Origin of the sequence: Pseudomonas sp. NFX224 (assembly GCF_048565165.1) — a bacterium.
Taxonomy (GTDB): Bacteria; Pseudomonadota; Gammaproteobacteria; order Pseudomonadales; family Pseudomonadaceae; genus Aquipseudomonas.
On record NZ_CP183416.1, the window covers coordinates 5,750,996 to 5,767,899 of the forward strand.

The 16,904-nt window shown below is 60.7% G+C and carries 15 protein-coding genes; 9 read left to right on the top strand and 6 right to left on the bottom strand.

Going from position 1 to position 16,904, the window contains the following annotated elements; genetic code table 11:
* Positions 1-26: 26 nt before the first annotated feature.
* On the bottom strand, positions 27-1,205 hold the full coding sequence (locus ACNYC6_RS26285) for a hypothetical protein (protein ID WP_419709836.1): 1,179 nt from the start codon (positions 1,203-1,205) through the stop codon (positions 27-29).
* 185 nt (positions 1,206-1,390) lie between these two features.
* On the opposite strand from ACNYC6_RS26285, the gene ACNYC6_RS26290 reads away from it, so the two are divergent.
* The 7 genes from ACNYC6_RS26290 to ACNYC6_RS26320 all read left to right on the top strand — a co-directional run bounded on the left by ACNYC6_RS26290 (position 1,391) and on the right by ACNYC6_RS26320 (position 9,549).
* On the top strand, positions 1,391-2,320 hold the full coding sequence (locus ACNYC6_RS26290) for a LysR substrate-binding domain-containing protein (RefSeq protein ID WP_419709837.1): 930 nt from the start codon (positions 1,391-1,393) through the stop codon (positions 2,318-2,320).
* Between the two features lie 235 nt (positions 2,321-2,555).
* Positions 2,556-3,980: an aldehyde dehydrogenase gene (gene aldA / locus ACNYC6_RS26295; protein WP_419709838.1), complete on the top strand. Its 1,425-nt coding sequence runs from the start codon at positions 2,556-2,558 to the stop codon at positions 3,978-3,980.
* Between the two features lie 83 nt (positions 3,981-4,063).
* A complete protein-coding gene (locus ACNYC6_RS26300) occupies positions 4,064-5,383 on the top strand; it encodes an MFS transporter (protein WP_419709839.1) in 1,320 nt (439 codons plus the stop codon).
* 1 nt (position 5,384) lies between these two features.
* Positions 5,385-6,602, top strand: coding sequence for a mandelate racemase/muconate lactonizing enzyme family protein (locus tag ACNYC6_RS26305; RefSeq protein WP_419709840.1), 1,218 nt, complete (start codon positions 5,385-5,387; stop codon positions 6,600-6,602).
* Positions 6,603-6,678: 76 nt separating this feature from the next.
* Positions 6,679-8,289 (top strand): GMC family oxidoreductase, encoded by a 1,611-nt coding sequence (locus tag ACNYC6_RS26310; protein WP_419709841.1) that lies wholly within the window; start codon positions 6,679-6,681, stop codon positions 8,287-8,289.
* 113 nt (positions 8,290-8,402) lie between these two features.
* A complete protein-coding gene (locus tag ACNYC6_RS26315) occupies positions 8,403-8,810 on the top strand; it encodes a response regulator (protein ID WP_419709842.1) in 408 nt (135 codons plus the stop codon).
* Between the two features lie 73 nt (positions 8,811-8,883).
* Positions 8,884-9,549 carry an HAD family hydrolase gene (locus ACNYC6_RS26320; RefSeq protein ID WP_419709843.1) on the top strand — a complete coding sequence of 222 codons (666 nt, stop codon included), beginning with the start codon at positions 8,884-8,886 and terminating at the stop codon, positions 9,547-9,549.
* Between the two features lie 104 nt (positions 9,550-9,653).
* On the opposite strand, the gene ACNYC6_RS26325 is transcribed toward ACNYC6_RS26320, so the two are convergent.
* Positions 9,654-10,313: a methyltransferase family protein gene (locus ACNYC6_RS26325; protein ID WP_419709844.1), complete on the bottom strand. Its 660-nt coding sequence runs from the start codon at positions 10,311-10,313 to the stop codon at positions 9,654-9,656.
* Positions 10,314-10,588: 275 nt separating this feature from the next.
* Here ACNYC6_RS26325 and ACNYC6_RS26330 point away from each other — a divergent pair, with 275 nt between their 5' ends.
* A complete protein-coding gene (locus ACNYC6_RS26330; protein ID WP_419709845.1) occupies positions 10,589-11,497 on the top strand; it encodes a pyridoxal-phosphate dependent enzyme in 909 nt (302 codons plus the stop codon).
* A 68-nt stretch (positions 11,498-11,565) separates the two neighbouring features.
* Here the strand turns inward: ACNYC6_RS26330 and ACNYC6_RS26335 are convergent, their stop codons facing one another.
* The 4 genes from ACNYC6_RS26335 to ACNYC6_RS26350 form a co-directional block, all read right to left on the bottom strand.
* Positions 11,566-11,883, bottom strand: a complete 318-nt coding sequence (locus ACNYC6_RS26335) for a DUF2388 domain-containing protein (RefSeq protein ID WP_419709846.1) — start codon at positions 11,881-11,883, stop codon at positions 11,566-11,568.
* Positions 11,884-11,997: 114 nt separating this feature from the next.
* Positions 11,998-12,348 (bottom strand): RidA family protein, encoded by a 351-nt coding sequence (locus ACNYC6_RS26340; RefSeq protein ID WP_419709847.1) that lies wholly within the window; start codon positions 12,346-12,348, stop codon positions 11,998-12,000.
* Between the two features lie 28 nt (positions 12,349-12,376).
* A complete protein-coding gene (locus ACNYC6_RS26345; RefSeq protein WP_419709848.1) occupies positions 12,377-13,621 on the bottom strand; it encodes an NAD(P)/FAD-dependent oxidoreductase in 1,245 nt (414 codons plus the stop codon).
* 4 nt (positions 13,622-13,625) lie between these two features.
* Positions 13,626-15,044: a PLP-dependent aminotransferase family protein gene (locus ACNYC6_RS26350; protein ID WP_419709849.1), complete on the bottom strand. Its 1,419-nt coding sequence runs from the start codon at positions 15,042-15,044 to the stop codon at positions 13,626-13,628.
* A gap of 348 nt (positions 15,045-15,392) precedes the next feature.
* Here ACNYC6_RS26350 and ACNYC6_RS26355 point away from each other — a divergent pair, with 348 nt between their 5' ends.
* The gene (locus ACNYC6_RS26355) at positions 15,393-16,826 is read left to right on the top strand and encodes an amino acid permease (RefSeq protein WP_419709850.1); all 1,434 of its coding nucleotides are present in this window, start codon (positions 15,393-15,395) and stop codon (positions 16,824-16,826) included.
* Positions 16,827-16,904 lie beyond the last annotated feature (78 nt).

Here is a 16,904-nt window from a genome sequence, read left to right on the forward strand (position 1 = left end):
TCCTCAGGAGCCGCAAACAATCAGGATCAGAAGTAGTACCCGATGTTCATGTACAGCTGATTCTCCCAATGATCCGTCCCGCCAGCCCCCAGGCTCTGGGTGTAGCTGCTGCCGCCAATGTAGGGATCGTTCTTGCCGAATATCCATTCAGTGGCGATCCACAGTTTGCTCAGGGAGAACGATGTGCCGAGGATCACCCGTTCCGAAGTCTCGAAGTCGCTGGCGGATTTGTCGAAGGCGCTGTAGTTGGCGTACAGCTTCACCCCGCTCACCTGATCGAACAGGTACTTGCCGGCCACGTCGTAACTGAGGTCCGCCACGTACAGATTGCCGCGGCTGGCAACGTTGTAGGTGCCGTCGTAACCGCCGAGGGTGACCACTTCATCGGTGCCGGGATTGCGCGGTGACATCTGCTGTCGTGCTGCCTGCAACTGCACCCCCCACGGGCCGTTCTTGCCAAGGTAATGCACGGCCACGGCATTGCGGCGGCTGTCATTATTGGTGTCCCGGTTCTCAAGGCTCGAGGTCAGGCCGGAGAGACCGACCTCGGATTTCCACGGCCCCAGGTCCAGCGCCTTGGCCACGCGCAGCACCACGGTGTTGCGCTCCTGATTGTCGCTGCCGTCGGCCACATAACTGTCGGCTTCCGAGACCACGCTGGAGTAAGTGACGCCATTGCTGGTGCCTTTGCCTTGCCACGCCGGGCGCAGGTAGTAGCCGGCCTGGACGTTCCAGTCGCCCGATTGCTGGACGTATTTGGCGCCGACCTGTTGCACGTCTTCCAGGCCAATGACGTTGCCCAGGGTTTCGTAGAAGGTGCTGCCGAAGTACGGCTGCAAACCGAACGGCACCGTGTTCAGGCCCACTTGCACCTGTTGCTCGGGGTTGAACTTGTAGCCGACCCACGCGAACTTGGCGAACTGGATATCGCCGTAGTTCTTGGTGTACTGGTAGGGATACGAGCGACCGTAGAAGCGGTACTGGGCCTCACCGATCCAGCCGTCGGAGTTGTATTTGGCGCTGAGGAATACCGTGTCCAGGCCGAATTTCTGGATGTCGCGATCCGGATCGTAGTCCCAGCGAGCACGAACGGCGCCGCCGAGGTCGAGGTTGTCGGTGACTTGCACGGCCATGGCCGGGGCCGCAAAGGTGCAGAGTAGAGCGAGATACGAAGGACTGAGGCGCAAAGAAGCAGGGAAGGGCATGTGGCAGTTCTCGTTTATTTTTATTAGAGATGCCGCCAAGTCTTGCGATCTGCGTCGGGATGAACAAACGATTAAAAATCCGCTGAAACCTTCCTCGAACGCATGTTACTGAAAAAATCCTGTAGGACAATGTGCCGCTCGCATGGGATCCTTGCCGCCTCGTCACGGGTCCTTGAGAGCCTTTCATGAAACGCAAAATGCCCGGCCTGAATGCGCTCAAAGCGTTCGAAGTGGCCGGTAGTACTGGCAGCTTCACCCGCGCCGCCGAGTTGCTCAACGTCACCCAGAGTGCCGTCAGCCGTCAGGTGCGGCAGCTGGAAGAGCAGTTGGGCGAGAACCTGCTGGAGCGACGACATCACCATCTGGAGCTGACCAGCGCCGGCCGGGTATTGCTGCGGGCATTGCATCAATCCTTCGACAAGATCGAGTTGACGGTGCGCAGCATCCAGCAGAAATCTCACGCCAACCGCTTGCACATCAATGCGCCGCCCACCTTCACCAACCGTTGGCTGATGCCGCGATTGGGGCGCCTGCGCGAGAAGCATCCGGAGCTGGAATTGAGCATCACCACGCGCTTGCAGGACAGTCTGGCGGAAACCAGTACGCTCGATTGCGCGATCCGTTTCGGCGACGGCGAATGGGACGGCCTGGACAGTTCGCTGCTGTATCAGGAGCGGCACATCGCGGTGTGCGCGCCGACCCTGTATGCCCGGGAATGGACCGAGCAGGGCATCGACCTCAACCGCCTGACGCTGTTGCATGTACTGGCCCGGGAAGACCAGCGTTACCTGACCTGGAAGCACTGGCTGGACGCTGCGCGTATCAGTGGCGTCGACACCCAGGGCGGGTACGAATTCGACCTGCTCGACCTGGCGATTCGCGCAGCCACCGACGGCCTGGGCATCACTATCGCCGACTGGCACATGGTCGCGCCGGAACTGGCCAGCGGTCAGTTGACCCAAGTGCTCAACGTGCATGTCGAAGGCCATCAGTCGTACTGGCTGGTGACCCGGCCCGAGCAGTCGCTGCCGCAATTGCAGGTGTTCAGCCAGTGGTTGCAGGAGGAGATCTGGTTGGCGCAACGGCAGCTTGAACCGTCTACCGCAGCTGTCTAAACACCGCAGTACCCCCTGTGGGAGCCAGCCAGCTGGCGATAGCGGTGGATTCAGTCGACATTGATGGCAAATGTATGGTCGCCATCGCCAGCAGGCTGGCTCCCACAGGGATCTCGGTGTGCTTCTGAGTAATCTGCATTTTTCGAATGTTACACCGCTCAATAAATCGTTTGTCCAACACGCGCCGGGCGCCAAGACTGCCCGGACTGGATAAAAACAACGATGGGCGATTCACATGCGACTCGAGCGAAATTTTGTTAACGGCCACTTCACCGAACCTGCCAGCGAGGCGCTGATCGCGGTCTATAACCCGGCGACCGAAGCGTTGGTCGGCCACGTTTCGGCAGCGACCACCGGCGAGGCGACAGCTGCCGTCGAAGCCGCAGCCGCTGCGCAGAAAACCTGGGGCAAACTCACCAGCATCGAACGCGCCGACTACCTGCGCGCCTTCGCCGATGCCCTCGACGCCAACGCGGTGAACATCGGTGAAGCCCTGGCCGCCGAGTCCGGCAAGAGCGTCAGCGATGCCAGCAACGAAGCCCGCTATGCCGCGCAGATCACCCGTTACCACGCTGAATGGGCGCGCCGCATCGAAGGCGAGATCATTCCCAGCGACAGCCCGAACGAAAACCTGTTCCTGCACCGCGAAGCGATTGGCGTGGTTGCCTGCCTGATTCCGTTCAACTACCCGGTCTACACCTTGCTGCGCAAAATCGCCCCGGCGCTGATTGCCGGCAACACTGTGGTCGTGCGTCCGAGCAACAACACGCCGACCTCGGCGTTCGAAATCGCCAAGGCCGTGCAGCAATCCGGCTTGCCGGCCGGTGTGGTCAATATCCTGACCATGGATCACGGCACCGCCGCGACTGTTTGCACCCATAAAGCTGTGGGTTTGATCACCCTGACCGGCAGCGTCAATGCAGGGCGCATCGTGCTCGATTACTGCAAGGCCAACATCGCCAAGCCGTCGCTGGAGCTGGGCGGCAAGACACCGGCGATCATCGAGGCCGATGCCGATCTGGAAGCCGCCGCCAGCGCCATCGTCGCGTCCAAGACCACTCACTGCGGCCAGTTGTGCACGGCGGTCGAGCGGGTTTATGTGCAGGAAAGCGTCTACGACAAATTCCTCGGCCTGCTGAAAGAAAAAATCAGCGCCGTGAAATTCGGCGATCGCTCCACCGACGCCAGCCTGATGGGGCCGCTGGTCAACGCCAGTTCTCAAAAGAACATCCACGCCATGGTCGAGCGCGCCATCGCCGACGGCGCGGTACTGGAAACCGGCGGTTTCATCCCGCAAGGCAATGGCCATTTCTACCCGCCGACCCTGCTCAGCGGCTGCCGCCAGGACATGGAAATCATCCAGGAAGAAATCTTCGGCCCGGTGCTGCCGGTACTCAAATACCGCGACATCGACGAAGCCCTGGCCATGGCCAACGATCACCAGTTCGGCCTGTCCTCGGTGCTCTACACCGAGAATTACCGCACCGCGCAGAAAGTCGCCAATGCCATCGAGGCCGGCGAGTTGTACGTCAATCGCACCCCGGCCGACCCGTACCAGGGCTTCCACGCCGGCTGGAAACGCTCGGGCCTGGGCGGCGATGACGGCAAGCACGGCATGCTCGAATTCACCCAGACCCGACTTGTGGTGATGAAGTACTGATTCACCGGCAACACGCCTCACGCTGCACCCATAAAAACAATTAACACGGCCGCCCGGACCACCGGGCGCCAGAGGTCTACTCGATGTCCAAGCATGCATCCACTGCTGCCGCTGTTCAGGGTTCGAACGCGGGTACACAAAGCCACAGCGACAAGGGAAGTCGCTATTTCCAACTGATGCTGCTGGTGCTCGCCGCCGGTGCGATCTATCCGATCCTGTACCTGCGCCAGGTCTACCAGACCACCATGCTCGAAGTGTTCCAGATCAACCACAGTGAGCTGGGTTATCTGTACTCGATGCTCGGGACGATTTTCCTGTTGTCCTATCTGCCCAGCGGCTGGCTGGCCGACCGCATTGCGCCGCGCTTCCTGATTTTCTTCTCGCTGGTCGCGACCGGCGCATTGGGCCTGTGGTACTCCACCGCGCCATCGATGACCGGCCTGATGATCATCTTCGGTTGCTGGGGCCTGACCACCGGCCTGACCTTTTGGGCCTCGGTGCTCAAGCGGGTCAAGATGGTTGCCCTGCACTCCGAGCAGGGCCGCTTCTTCGGCATTCTCGATGGCGGTCGCGGTCTGGTCGAAGCGTTGCTGGCGACGGTCGCGCTGGGCCTGTTCGCCTTCGCCACTGAAACCCGTGGCGAATCGGCGGCCGAAGGTTTCAAGCACGTGATCTACCTCTATGCCTTCACCTGTATCGCCATCGGCTGTGTGCTGGTGCTGATCAAGGACCCGAAGTCGATGGAAGAAACCGCGGCAGTGGAGAAGGGCACGTTCAACCTGCTCAGCGACCTGACCACCCTGGTGAAAATCCCCGAGCTGTGGCTGGTCACCGCGATCGTGTTCTGCGGTTATCACATCTTCTGGGCCACCTACAGTTTCTCGGATTACTTGCAGGGCGGCGGCATGACCGCGGTCATGGCCGGCACCATCACCACCATCAAATTGTGGATGCGTCCGATTGGCGGCATTGGCGGCGGTTGGCTGGGTGACAAGTTCTCGAACATCTCAGTGTTGGTCGTGGCGTTGTTTCTCGCGTCGCTGGCAATGGTCGGCCTGATCGTGTTCCCGGCGCTCAACAGCATGGGCTTGCTGATCGGCACGGTGATTTTCATCGGCCTGATGACCTACGCCATTCGCGGTCTGTACTGGGCGATTCTCGATACCTGCAACATTCCACTGCGCATCACCGGCCTGGCCATCGGCATTGTCTCGGTGGTCGGTTACCTGCCGGACGCGTTCATTCCGTTGATCAACGGCTACCTCACCGAGCATTTCCCCGGTGCCTTTGGTTACAAGCTGTATTTCGGCTACATCGCTTTCGTCGGCCTGCTCGGGACCCTCGCGGCCCTGACCTTGCGCGCACGTATCAACCGTAAAACTTCGAACCGCACAGGTGCCTGAGATGAAAATCGTCGCCCTTGAAACCCATATCGTCGCCGTACCACCGCCGCACATCGGCGGCATGTACTGGCTTTTCGTCAAGCTCAAGACTGATTGCGGCATCGAAGGCGTGGGCGAAATCTACGCCGCAACCTTCGGCCCCAAAGCCATGCTGCCGATCATCGAAGACGTGTTCGAACGCTACCTGTTGAACCAGGACCCGCACCACATCGAGCGCTTTTTCCGCCAGGCCTATTCGAGCGGTTTCACCCAGCGCCCGGACTTGACCATGATGGGTGTGGTCAGCGGCCTGGAGATGGCCTGCTGGGACATCATCGGCAAAGCGGCGAACAAACCGGTTTATGAATTGTTGGGCGGCAAGGTCAACGAGCGCCTGCGCTCCTACACCTACCTGTACCCGGTCAACAGTAAGGGCGAGTACGACTACGACGACCCGGACCTGGCCGCCGAGTGCGCCATCGAGAACATGAACAAAGGCTTCACCGCGGTGAAATTCGACCCGGCAGGCCCGTACACCGCGTACTCCGGGCACCAGATTTCGCTGGAAGTGCTGGAGCGCTGCGAAACCTTCTGCCGCAAGATCCGCGAAGCGGTGGGCGACAAGTGCGACTTGCTGTTTGGCACCCATGGGCAAATGGTGCCGTCCTCGGCAATCCGTCTGGCCAAGCGCCTGGAGAAATACGATCCGTTGTGGTTTGAAGAGCCGGTGCCGCCGGGCCAGGAAGACGCCATGGCGCAAGTGGCGGCGAAGACCAGCATTCCGATTGCCACTGGCGAGCGCCTCACCACCAAGTACGAATTCTTCAAGTTGTTGCAGGCCGGCGGCGCCTCGATTCTGCAAATGAACGTCGCCCGCTGCGGCGGTCTGCTGGAGGCGAAGAAAATCGCCAGCATGGCCGAAGCCTATTACGCGCAGATCGCCCCGCACCTCTACAACGGGCCGATTGGTGCCGCCGCGAGTTTCCAGTTGGCCACCTGCACGCCGAACTTCCTGATCCAGGAAAGCATCATGACCTGGGGAGGGTTCCATGCCGAAGTCCTGACCAAACCGTTGCAGTGGGAGGACGGCTACATCATCCCGTCCACCGAGCCGGGCCTTGGCGTGGAGCTGAACATGGACGTGGTGCGCAAGCACTCGCCGTACACCGGCGAGCGGTTGCACCTGCAAATGGCGCCGACCCCGGCGGATGTAAAAGACACATCGCCGGCCAGGGGCTGACAGGCCTGACGCGGTTCCCACAGGGGATCGCATCGTCCATCCGATTTTTGTACAACGACTTACGCGGTAACCGTGCATGACATACGACTACATCATCGCTGGCGCTGGCGCCGCAGGCTGCGTTTTGGCCAATCGCCTTTCGGCCTCGGGAAAACACACGGTGCTGCTGCTGGAAGCGGGCGGGAAAGACAGTTCGCTGTGGTTCAAGATCCCGGTCGGCTTCGCCAAAATGTATTACAACCCGACCTTCAACTGGATGTATTACAGCCGTCCGCAAAAGCAGCTGAACAATCGCGAAATCTACGCGCCGCGCGGCAAGGTCCAAGGGGGCTCGGGCTCGATCAACGCGATGATCTACGTGCGTGGCCAGGCTCACGATTTCGATGACTGGGCGGCCAACGGCAACGACGGCTGGGGTTTCAAGGACGTGCTGCCGTACTTCCGCAAACTGGAAAACCATCCGCTGGGCGACAGCGAATACCACGGCGGCAGCGGGCCGATCAGCATCACCCCGATGAAGGGCCAGACCCATCCGATCTGCGATGTGTTCCTCAAGGGCTGCGATGAGCTGGGCTATCCGCACAGTGATGACTTCAACGGGCCGAAATTCGAAGGCGCGGGGATCTATGACGTCAACACCCGCAACGGCCAGCGCAGTTCCAGCAGTTTTGCCCATCTTCATCCGGCGCTGAGCCGGCCGAACCTGACCGTCGAGCATTACGCTTTGGTCGACCGTGTGCTGTTCGATGACCAGCAGCGTGCCACCGGGATCTCCATTACCCAGCACGGTGTGGTGCGCACCTTCACCGCGAACAAGGAAGTGATTCTCTGCGCCGGCGCCGTGGACACACCGAAGATTTTGCAGTTGTCCGGCGTCGCCGATAGGGCGCTGCTGGCCAAACACCACATCCCGCTGGTCAAGCATCTGCCGGCGGTGGGGCAAAACCTGCAGGATCACCTGTGCGCCAGTTACTACTACAAGGCCAATATCCCAACGCTCAACGATGAGCTGAGTTCGTTGTTCGGTCAGTTCAAGCTTGGCCTGAAGTACCTGACTACCCGCAAGGGCGCACTGGCGATGAGCGTCAACCAGGCCGGTGGTTTCTTTCGCGGCGACGAGCAACAGGCCAACCCGAACCTGCAGTTGTACTTCAACCCGCTGTCGTACCAGATCCCGAAAAACAACAAGGCCAGCCTCAAACCCGAGCCGTACTCAGGCTTCCTGCTGTGCTTCAACCCGTGCCGGCCGACCAGTCGCGGGCACATCACCATTGCCTCGAAAAACCCGCGTGATGCAGCGCTGATCGACCCGAACTATCTGAGCACCCAGAAAGACATCGACGAAGTGATCCAGGGCAGTCGCCTGATGCGCAAGATCATGCAGGCGCCGGCGCTCAAGGACATCACCGTCGAAGAAGTGCTGCCCGGCCCGGTGGTCAACACCGACGAGCAAATGTTGCAGTACTTCCGCGAAAACAGCGGTTCGATCTATCACTTGTGCGGTTCATGCGCGATGGGTGCGGATGAGCAGAAGTCGGTGGTCGACAAGCGTTTGAAGGTTCATGGCTTGGGCGGTTTGCGCATCGTCGATGCGTCGATTTTCCCCAACGTGACATCCGGCAATACACACGCAGCCGTGCTGATGGTGGCGGAGAAGGGCGCTGACCTGATCCTCCAGGACGCCTGATTTCGTCGTCTCCCTGTATCAAAAATGAATTTCCGCCGAGTCCGCTGCTCATACCTGTAAGCCGCGGATTCAAGCCCGCGAAATCATAGGTGCAATCAGGGAGCGGCAAGGTCATGAGTCGAGTATCGACGACGGGCGCAGATCTTCCAGGCGGGTTTATTCTGGTGGTTGAGGATGACCCGCTGATCCTGGAATTTCTCTGTGAAATTCTTCAGGAAGAAGGTTTTGTGGTTGAACCACACGTCAGCGCGGACGCCGCATCGGTGTACCTGCAACAACATGCCAATCAGGTCGGGCTGTTGCTGACGGACATCACCATGCCCGGCACTCTAAACGGCGCGGACCTGGCCAACCAGTTCGGTGATCGCTGGCCGGACAAGCCGATCATGATCATGTCCGGCTACGAAACGCCGGAAAGCTCCGGCGTTCGTCATCCAGTGTCTTTCATCAAGAAACCCTGGGCGATCGGTTCGCTGCTGGACTGCGTAAACGCTGCGTTCGCGTCGAAGAAACGCCACTGATCGGCTGTGCCCTCAACCCCCTCGCAATGCTACATTGCCCGGCACATCCGCCCCGGCACCTGCGAGGTTTCCCTTGTCCGCTCAACCCTCGGTCTTCAACACGCCATACCGCGCCTTCCTGTTCGACATGGACGGCACCATCCTCACCTCGATTGCCGCCGCCGAACGGGTCTGGACGCACTGGGCCGTGCGCCACGGTGTCGATGTCGAAACGTTCCTGCCGACCATTCACGGCGCCCGCGCCATCGATACCATCAAGCGCCTGGCGTTGCCCGGTGTCGATGCTGAAGCAGAAGCTGCGTGGATCACCGAGGCGGAAATAGAAGATGTCGAAGGGGTTGAAGAGGTGCCCGGCGCGGTGCAGTTTCTCAAGTCGCTGCCGGCTCATCAGTGGGCCATCGTCACCTCCGCACCGAGAACGCTGGCGTTGCGGCGCATGGCGGCGGCGGGGATTCCCGAGCCGGATGTGATGGTCACTGCCGAAGACGTCAGTGTCGGCAAACCTGACCCGGCAGGTTATCGGTTGGCCGCTCAAAGATTGGGTGTGCAGATCACCGATTGTCTGGTGTTTGAAGATGCAACGGTGGGGATTCTTGCCGCGCAAGCGGCCGGAGCGGATTTATTGATTGTGACGACAACGCATGATGAGCCGATCGAGACGGCACATGCGACGTTGGCCAGTTATGAACTGATCGAAGCCCGTTCGGGTGCACAGAACCTCAGCCTGCACACCCTCTAACTGTGGGAGCCAGGCTGCTGGCGTTGGCGGCATAACATTGACATCAATGTCGACTGAAACGCCCCCATCGCCAGCAGGCTGGCTCCCACAAGGGGATTGCGTGTTCAGTAGACCCTCGGCACAAGCCGCCAACTCCGTGCGCAGTAAGCCTCGTACTCACTGCCGAACTGCGCCCGCAACAACGCTTCTTCCGAATGAATTCGCGCAATCAGTGGGATCATCGTCAACGCCGCCAGCAGTAATCCAACGCCTGAGCGAAACGCCAGCGCCCAACCCACGCCGATGACCACTATCCCCAGATAGCTCGGATTGCGCAGGTGGCGATAGATCCCATCGGTGACCAGTTGGTGCCCCGGTTGTATCGCCACCAGTGCGCTGAAGCGCTTGCCCAGCACAAACACCGGCCACAACCGCAGCGCACCGCCGATGATGAACAGCAGTGCCCCGAGCCAACGGATGCCTTCGCCACCGAAGGTCCAGAAGTCGATGCGGTCGGTATAGGCCGGCAAGAAACCACTCAATAATCCAAGCACGCCGAAGGCCGGAATCACCCAGCGGTTGGCGCGGTCTTCACGCTCGCCGGAACTCAGGTTGACCTCGGTGAACAGTGAGGCGATGGCCATGACCAGCGTCGCCAGCGCTACAACCACCAGCGCACCGTGGGAGAAAAAAGCACCGAAGCCACCCAATCCCCAGATGGCCATGCCGATGTAGGCGAGGGTGGTGACGATGGCGAAAAACGCCAGTCGGGCTGAGATTTTCATGGCGTCTCCAACAATGGATACACCGTTAATTGTAGGAGCTGTCGCAGGCTGCGATTGGAAAACCTGCCCCAGGAAATCGTCATGCCCGTGGACGAGATGGTCGACGCTGCGCTGGTGGGCCTGGCCAATGGCGAAGTGGTGACCATTCCACGGCGGCGCCGCGTTATCGCTGAAAGGAAATGCTGTTGCGGGGTGGGCTAAGCTTGGAGAAGGACCGTTCACCACGGGCCCGCTGAAAATCTCGACGGGCCTTTGGTGTGCAACAGGAGCCGAAAATGCTTCACATCAGAACGCCGCTGATCCTGCATCCAGACCTGTCGACCCCAACCCGCCGCATCTGGCTCAAACTGGAAAACCTGCAACCAAGCGGCTCGTTCAAGCTGCGCGGCATCGGGCTTTTGTGCGGTCAGGCAGCCGCGCAGGGTAAGCGCAAAGTGGTTTGTCCTTCTGGCGGCAATGCCGGGTTCGCCACCGCTGTGGCCGCCGCCCGCCTGGGGTTGAAGGCCTGCATTGTCGTGCCCAACACCACCCCGGAATCCACCCGCAACAAGATCAGGAAAACCGGTGCCGAGGTGATCGTCCATGGCAAGGTCTGGGACGAGGCCAATCTGCGGGCCAAGGAGCTGGCGCGAGGCACGGACACCGAATACGTGCCGGCCTTCGACCATCCCGTTTTGTGGGAGGGGCACAGCACGATGATCGATGAGATTCTTGAGGATTGCCCGCAGGTCGACGCGCTGGTGACCTCGGTAGGCGGCGGTGGGTTGCTGGCGGGGATTCTTACCGGACTGATTCGCCACAAGCGCATGGACTGCCGGATCATCGCCTGCGAGACAGAAGGGGCAGCGTCTTTTGCCGCTGCTGTCAGTGCCGGGCACCCAGTCAAATTCCCACGGATCGACACCGTCGCCCGGTCGCTGGGCGCAACCCTGGTGGCCGCGTGGCCGGTACAGCACATTGTCGACTTTGCCCACGAATGCGTGGTGCTCAGCGACGAGGAAGCAATCATGGGCGTGGTGCGTTACGCCAGCGATCTGCGCCAATTGGTCGAGCCAGCCTGCGGGGTTTCTCTGGCAATCGCTTACCTGGATCACCCGGCAATCGCCGAGACCCACGACGTCGTGATTGTGGTGTGCGGCGGGGTCAGCATCAGTGCGCAACTGGTGGCGGGCTGGGCGCGTTAAGTCGCAAGCAAGGCAGGGCCGGAAACGCTGTTCGGGTTTCACCAGCCCCACCGACGGGTTGACGTGTCTTATTGACCTGCCGCAACGCCTTCCTGGACGAGAATGGCACGAGCCAGGTCTTCGTCGCTTGCGTTAAGGCCGGGATTTTCCTGACGGATCCGTTGCAGGACCTGCTCCAGATACACGCCGCGAATCGCGCCGCCACTGGCCACGAAGCTGGAGGCGTCATCCCGGGCGGGAATCATCAGTTTGTGATCCTTGAACGTCGAGTACAGCGAGGCGGAGACCCCGGCTGAAGTGGCGACGTCGCCCGCATCCACTTTGGCCATTGCGGAGCCGAACGGTAAGCACAGCACAAGGGAAGAAATGATAATCAGACGGCGCATGACGGTGTCCTCTGAAAGCGTGCAGCAAAAAGGGAAACATCTCACCTGTTAGGATGCGCGGTGATTGCCGAGAGTTCCCCCTATCGATGCATCACCAGTCCGAAGTGGTAGTGCTCAGGCCCTTGCCGCGCAGACAATTACCTCGACCAAAAGCCCTGGATCGGCCAGTTTTGCCTCGCCACAGGCACGGGCCGGTGCTTGCCCGGTCGGCACCCAGGCATCCCACACGGTGTTCATCGCCGCGAAATCCGCCATGTCGGCCAGCCAGATGGTGGTCTGCAGCAGGTGCTGCCTGGATGAACCGGCCTGCTCCAGCAATGCATCGACCCGCGCCAGCGCATCGCGGGTCTGATTGGCAACATCGTGATGGCGTTCGCCCACTTGTCCGGCCAGGTACACGGTTTTGCCGTGGATGACGATCTGGCTCATGCGCTGGTTGGTCTGTTTGCGCTCGATGGTTTGCATTCATGGTTCTCCTGTCAAAAGGCGTTGCTCAGAAGCGTTGCACGGAAAAGCTGTCCAGCCATTGAGGGGCCTTGCCAGCGATGCAGTCGGCGACCAACTGCCCGGTGGCCCCGGCCAGAGTGAGGCCCAGGTGCTGATGGCCGAAGGCGTAGATCAATCGCGGTTCGTTCGGCGATGGGCCGATGACCGGGAGCGAGTCGGGCAGGGAAGGACGGAACCCCAGCCACTTGCGCGAAACCGGTTGGGTGAAGCCCATGACCCGGCGCACATGGCGCTCCAGGTAGTCGAAGCGTTTCGGGTTGGCCGGGTCGTTGATCGAGCCAAGTTCCACCGTGCCCGCTACCCTCAGCCGGCCCGCCATGGGCGTCATGTAGAACGCACTTTCCACCGGGCAGCACGGGCGGTTGAGCAGGGTGTCTTGCAGGTCGAATTCAATGTGATACCCGCGCTCGGTATCCAGCGGAATGTAATCGCCCACTTGCCGCGCCAGTGCCGCAGACCAGGCGCCGCCACACAGCACGACGCGGTCGGCCCGCCAGCTTTTGCCTTCGGCGCTGTTCAGGTACAGGCCGTCACTCTTGCGTTGCACGGTGGTGATCGTCGCTTGCTGCAATGCGCCTTCGGCGATCAGCGGCTCGGCCAGCGCTTCGATGAAGGCGCGCGGATCATCCATGTGCGACGATTCGGGAAACAGGATGCCGCCGACCGCTTTGCCTGCCAGGGCCGGTTCCAGTTGCTCGACATCCGCTGCGTTCAATAGTTGTTGCGCAATGCCCATGGAGCGGCGCAACTCGATGGCCGATTGTGCGCCGGCCAGACCTTGCTCGGTGCCGTAGGCATAGATGCAACCGTTGTGACGCAAATGTTGGTCGGCCAGCGGAGCGTCGGCCAGCAGCGGCGCATAACCGCTGTAGGTGTGCTGGAGAATCTTGCTCAAAGCCAGGGTGTTGGCTTCACAGCGCGAAGCGCGACATTCATTGAGAAACCGCAACAGCCATGGCATCAACTGCGGCAAGCGTGCCCAGTTGATGACGAAAGGTGATTCCTTCGAAAACAGCAGTGACGGAATGGCCTTCAGCAGCGACGGCTGGGCAATCGGCATCACGCCATACGGTGCCAGGGTGCCGGCGTTGCCGTAGGACGCACCGCTGGCAATCGCATCGCGTTCCAGCAAGACGACCTGGTAACCCTGGCGACGCAGCCAGAGTGCCGTAGCGACCCCGACGCCGCCGGCACCGATAACGGCGATTTCACAATGAACAGGCTGTGTCATGTCCTCAGATCCGGTTGTGCATATGAAGGTGACCCTGACGTGCCAGTTGGCTGATGACGGTCAAGGCTTTGATCAGCTGCTCCCGCGACAGGGCGGCCGAGATATTGATGCGCACCGCTTGCGGTGAAAGTTCCGGACGCAAGGTGAAGGCGCCGCCAGCCAGCAGCACTACGCCGCGATCCTGGCACAGGCGAGCGAAACGCGAGCCGGTCCATGGCTCAGGCAGTACCAGCCAAGCGTGGGTGCCGGTGGCGCTGTGCTGGAATTCCAGACCTTGGAGGTGAGTGGCGAGTAATGCCTGGCGCAAGCGCAGCTCTTCACGTTGCTCCGAAACCAGTTGCTCGGCATGCCCGTCCTCGATAAGGCGGGTGGCGATCAGTGCACTCAGCGGTGAGGTGCTCCAGCAATCGATGCGCTGCATGGCGGCGATGTCCTGCACCAGCGGTAGCGGGGCCATGACAAATCCCATGCGCAGGCCCGGCGCGATGCATTTGGACAGGGCCGAAATGTAGATCGTGCCCTCGGGCATCAACGCCGCGAAGGGTGGCGGCGATTGATCCAGCAGAGGGCGATAGACGTCGTCTTCAATGACCAGCAGGTTGGTTTCGCGGATCACGCTCGCCAGTTGTTCGCGACGCGCGGCGTCCAAAGTGATGGCGGTCGGGTTATGGATCGACGGCACCAGGAACAGCAGCCGCGGTTGGTGTTCGGCGCAGGCCTGGCGCAGGGCATCGGGGGACATCCCGCGCTCATCGGCGTCGACCCCCACCAGAATCAGTCCCAGCGAACGGCACAAGGCATTGATGCCTTGATAGGTCACGCTGTCCGCCAGCACGGTATCGCCGCTGTTGGTCAGGCTGCGCAAGGTGCTGGCGATCCCGTGCTGGGCACCTTCGACGATCAGCATCTGTGCGGCCTGGGCCTCGACGCCAGTATGGCGGAGCCATTGCGCCGCGGCTTCACGGGCCCACAGCGGACCTTCGGACGGGTGATAGTCCTTCATGTCGCCAAACCGTGGATCACTGGAAAGACGCGGCAGCAACTGCGCCAGCACCCGGTTGAAACCGTCAGTGGCCGGGCGATTGACACTGAGGTCGACAGTGCCGGGATCGTTGCTCGGCGCCGACTGAAACTGAGTCGCCGGGTGTCGTGGTTGCGCGACTTGAGTGCCGCGTCCCGGACGACTTTCCACCAAGCCTTTTTGCTGCAGCACCGCCATGGCTTTGGTCACCGTGGTGATGTTCACACCCAGGGCGCTAGCGAATTCACGGTGCGGTGGCAAACGCTCGCCGGGCTTGAGCCGGCCATTGGCGATCGCCTCGACCAATGAATCAGCGAGTTGTGCGTAAAGGGTTTCGGCCTTGTCGCGCTGCAGAGCCGCGCTGGCCTTCAATTCATCGAGCAGTTGTTCGAATTGACTCATGGTGCTTTATCCCTGCTTGTCATGCTCGCAGCAAGACAATAAGCAAATTTGTATTGCTTTTTATCCGATACAAAGCCCATTGACAAGCTAAAAAACCGTGATTAGTGTGTGAGTTGTAATGCTTGTCATGCAACACAATAAAAAAATGGCTGCAATGCTCAGCCCAATGGGTACGCACATGACTAATCAGACATTTCAGCCGGGTTCAGCCCTGGCTGCCCGGCACCACCGACCCTTGTCCCTGTCAGCGGGCGGCACAGAGTATCCGGTGAGTTGTCCCCCTCGCGCAAAGTCTTCTATGAATTTATCCGGTCGATCGACCCTATCCCATGCAGCGGAGGTCATGCGATGAGCAACGCCCAGCCAATCAAGTCAAAACCTGGCCAACAACGCCTCAGTGGCGCGCTTAGGCAGCGCCACATCACCATGATCTCCCTCGGCGGGATCATTGGTGCCGGTCTGTTTGTCGGCAGCAGCGCCACGATTCAGGCGATCGGGCCTGCTGCGTTTCTCAGTTATCTCGCTGCCGGTATCGTGGTGATGCTGGTCATGCGCATGCTTGGGGAGATGGCCGTCGCATTGCCCGGTGTCGGCTCCTTTACCGAGTACGCCCGGATCGGCCTGGGCAATTGGGTCGGGTTCACCAGTGGCTGGTTGTACTGGTACTTCTGGGTGATCGTGGTGGCGGTGGAAGCAGTGGTCGGCGCCAATATCCTTGAACAGTGGATACCGTTGCCGGCCTGGATGATCGGGTTGAGCCTGTTGGCAATCATGACCGCCATCAACTGCCTGTCGGTCAAATCCTATGGCGAGTTCGAGTACTGGTTCGCCTCACTGAAAGTCTTCGCGATCGTCGTCTTCATCTTTGTTGTCGGCGCCTACCTGTTCGGCTTCGCGCCGAGCACCAGTGCGCTGCTGGGCAATCTGGTGAATGACCGTGGCTTCATGCCGTATGGCGTGAGTGCGATTCTGGCCGGCGTGCCGACGGTGATTTTCGCCGTGGGCGGTGCCGAGATTGCGACGATCGCTGCCGCCGAGTCCGACGACCCGTCGAAGAACGTGGCGAACATGACCCGTTCGGTGATCTTCCGCGTCATCACCTTTTATGTCGGTTCGATCTTCCTGGTTGTCTGCGTGGTGCCGTGGGGGCAGATCGTCGCCGGTCACTCGCCGTTCGTGGCGGCGTTGGAGGTCATGCGGATTCCCGGTGCGGCGATGATCATGCAGGCGGTGGTGCTGGTGGCCGTGCTGTCGGCGCTGAACTCTGGGTTGTACGTGTCTTCGCGGATTCTGTTCGGCCTCAGTCAGCGCGGAGACGCGCCGGCAAAACTGTCGGTCCTCACCGGGCGCAAAGTGCCCCGTGCCGCGGTGCTGCTGAGCAGTGTGATTGGTTACATCGCGATCATGGCGGCAATCATTTCTCCCCAAGGCGTATTCCTGTTCCTGGTCAACGCTTCCGGCGCGGTGATGCTGTTCGTGTACCTGGCAGTGGCGCTCGCGCAGATCAAGGTGCGTCGTCAGGTCGAGGCCACGGCACCGGCGCGGCTGACCCTCAGGATGTGGCTGTTTCCATGGCTGTCCTATGCTGTGGTGGCAGTGATTGCGGGTGTTTTGGTCGCCATGGCGTTCCAGGAATCGTTGCGTACACAGTTCCTGGCCAGCCTCGTCAGCCTCGGCGTGGTGTCCGCCGCTTACCTGGTCCTCAGGCGCCAGCGGCAGCAAGCCAACCAACCCCACATCAATGCCATCGACATCCTCGCGAGTTTGCCGACACGGTCATAAATCACAGGTCGCATCAATAACAGGAAGCATCGGGCCACGGACGGCCGTTGAGTAGCAAGGCTTGTTCCGGTCACAACA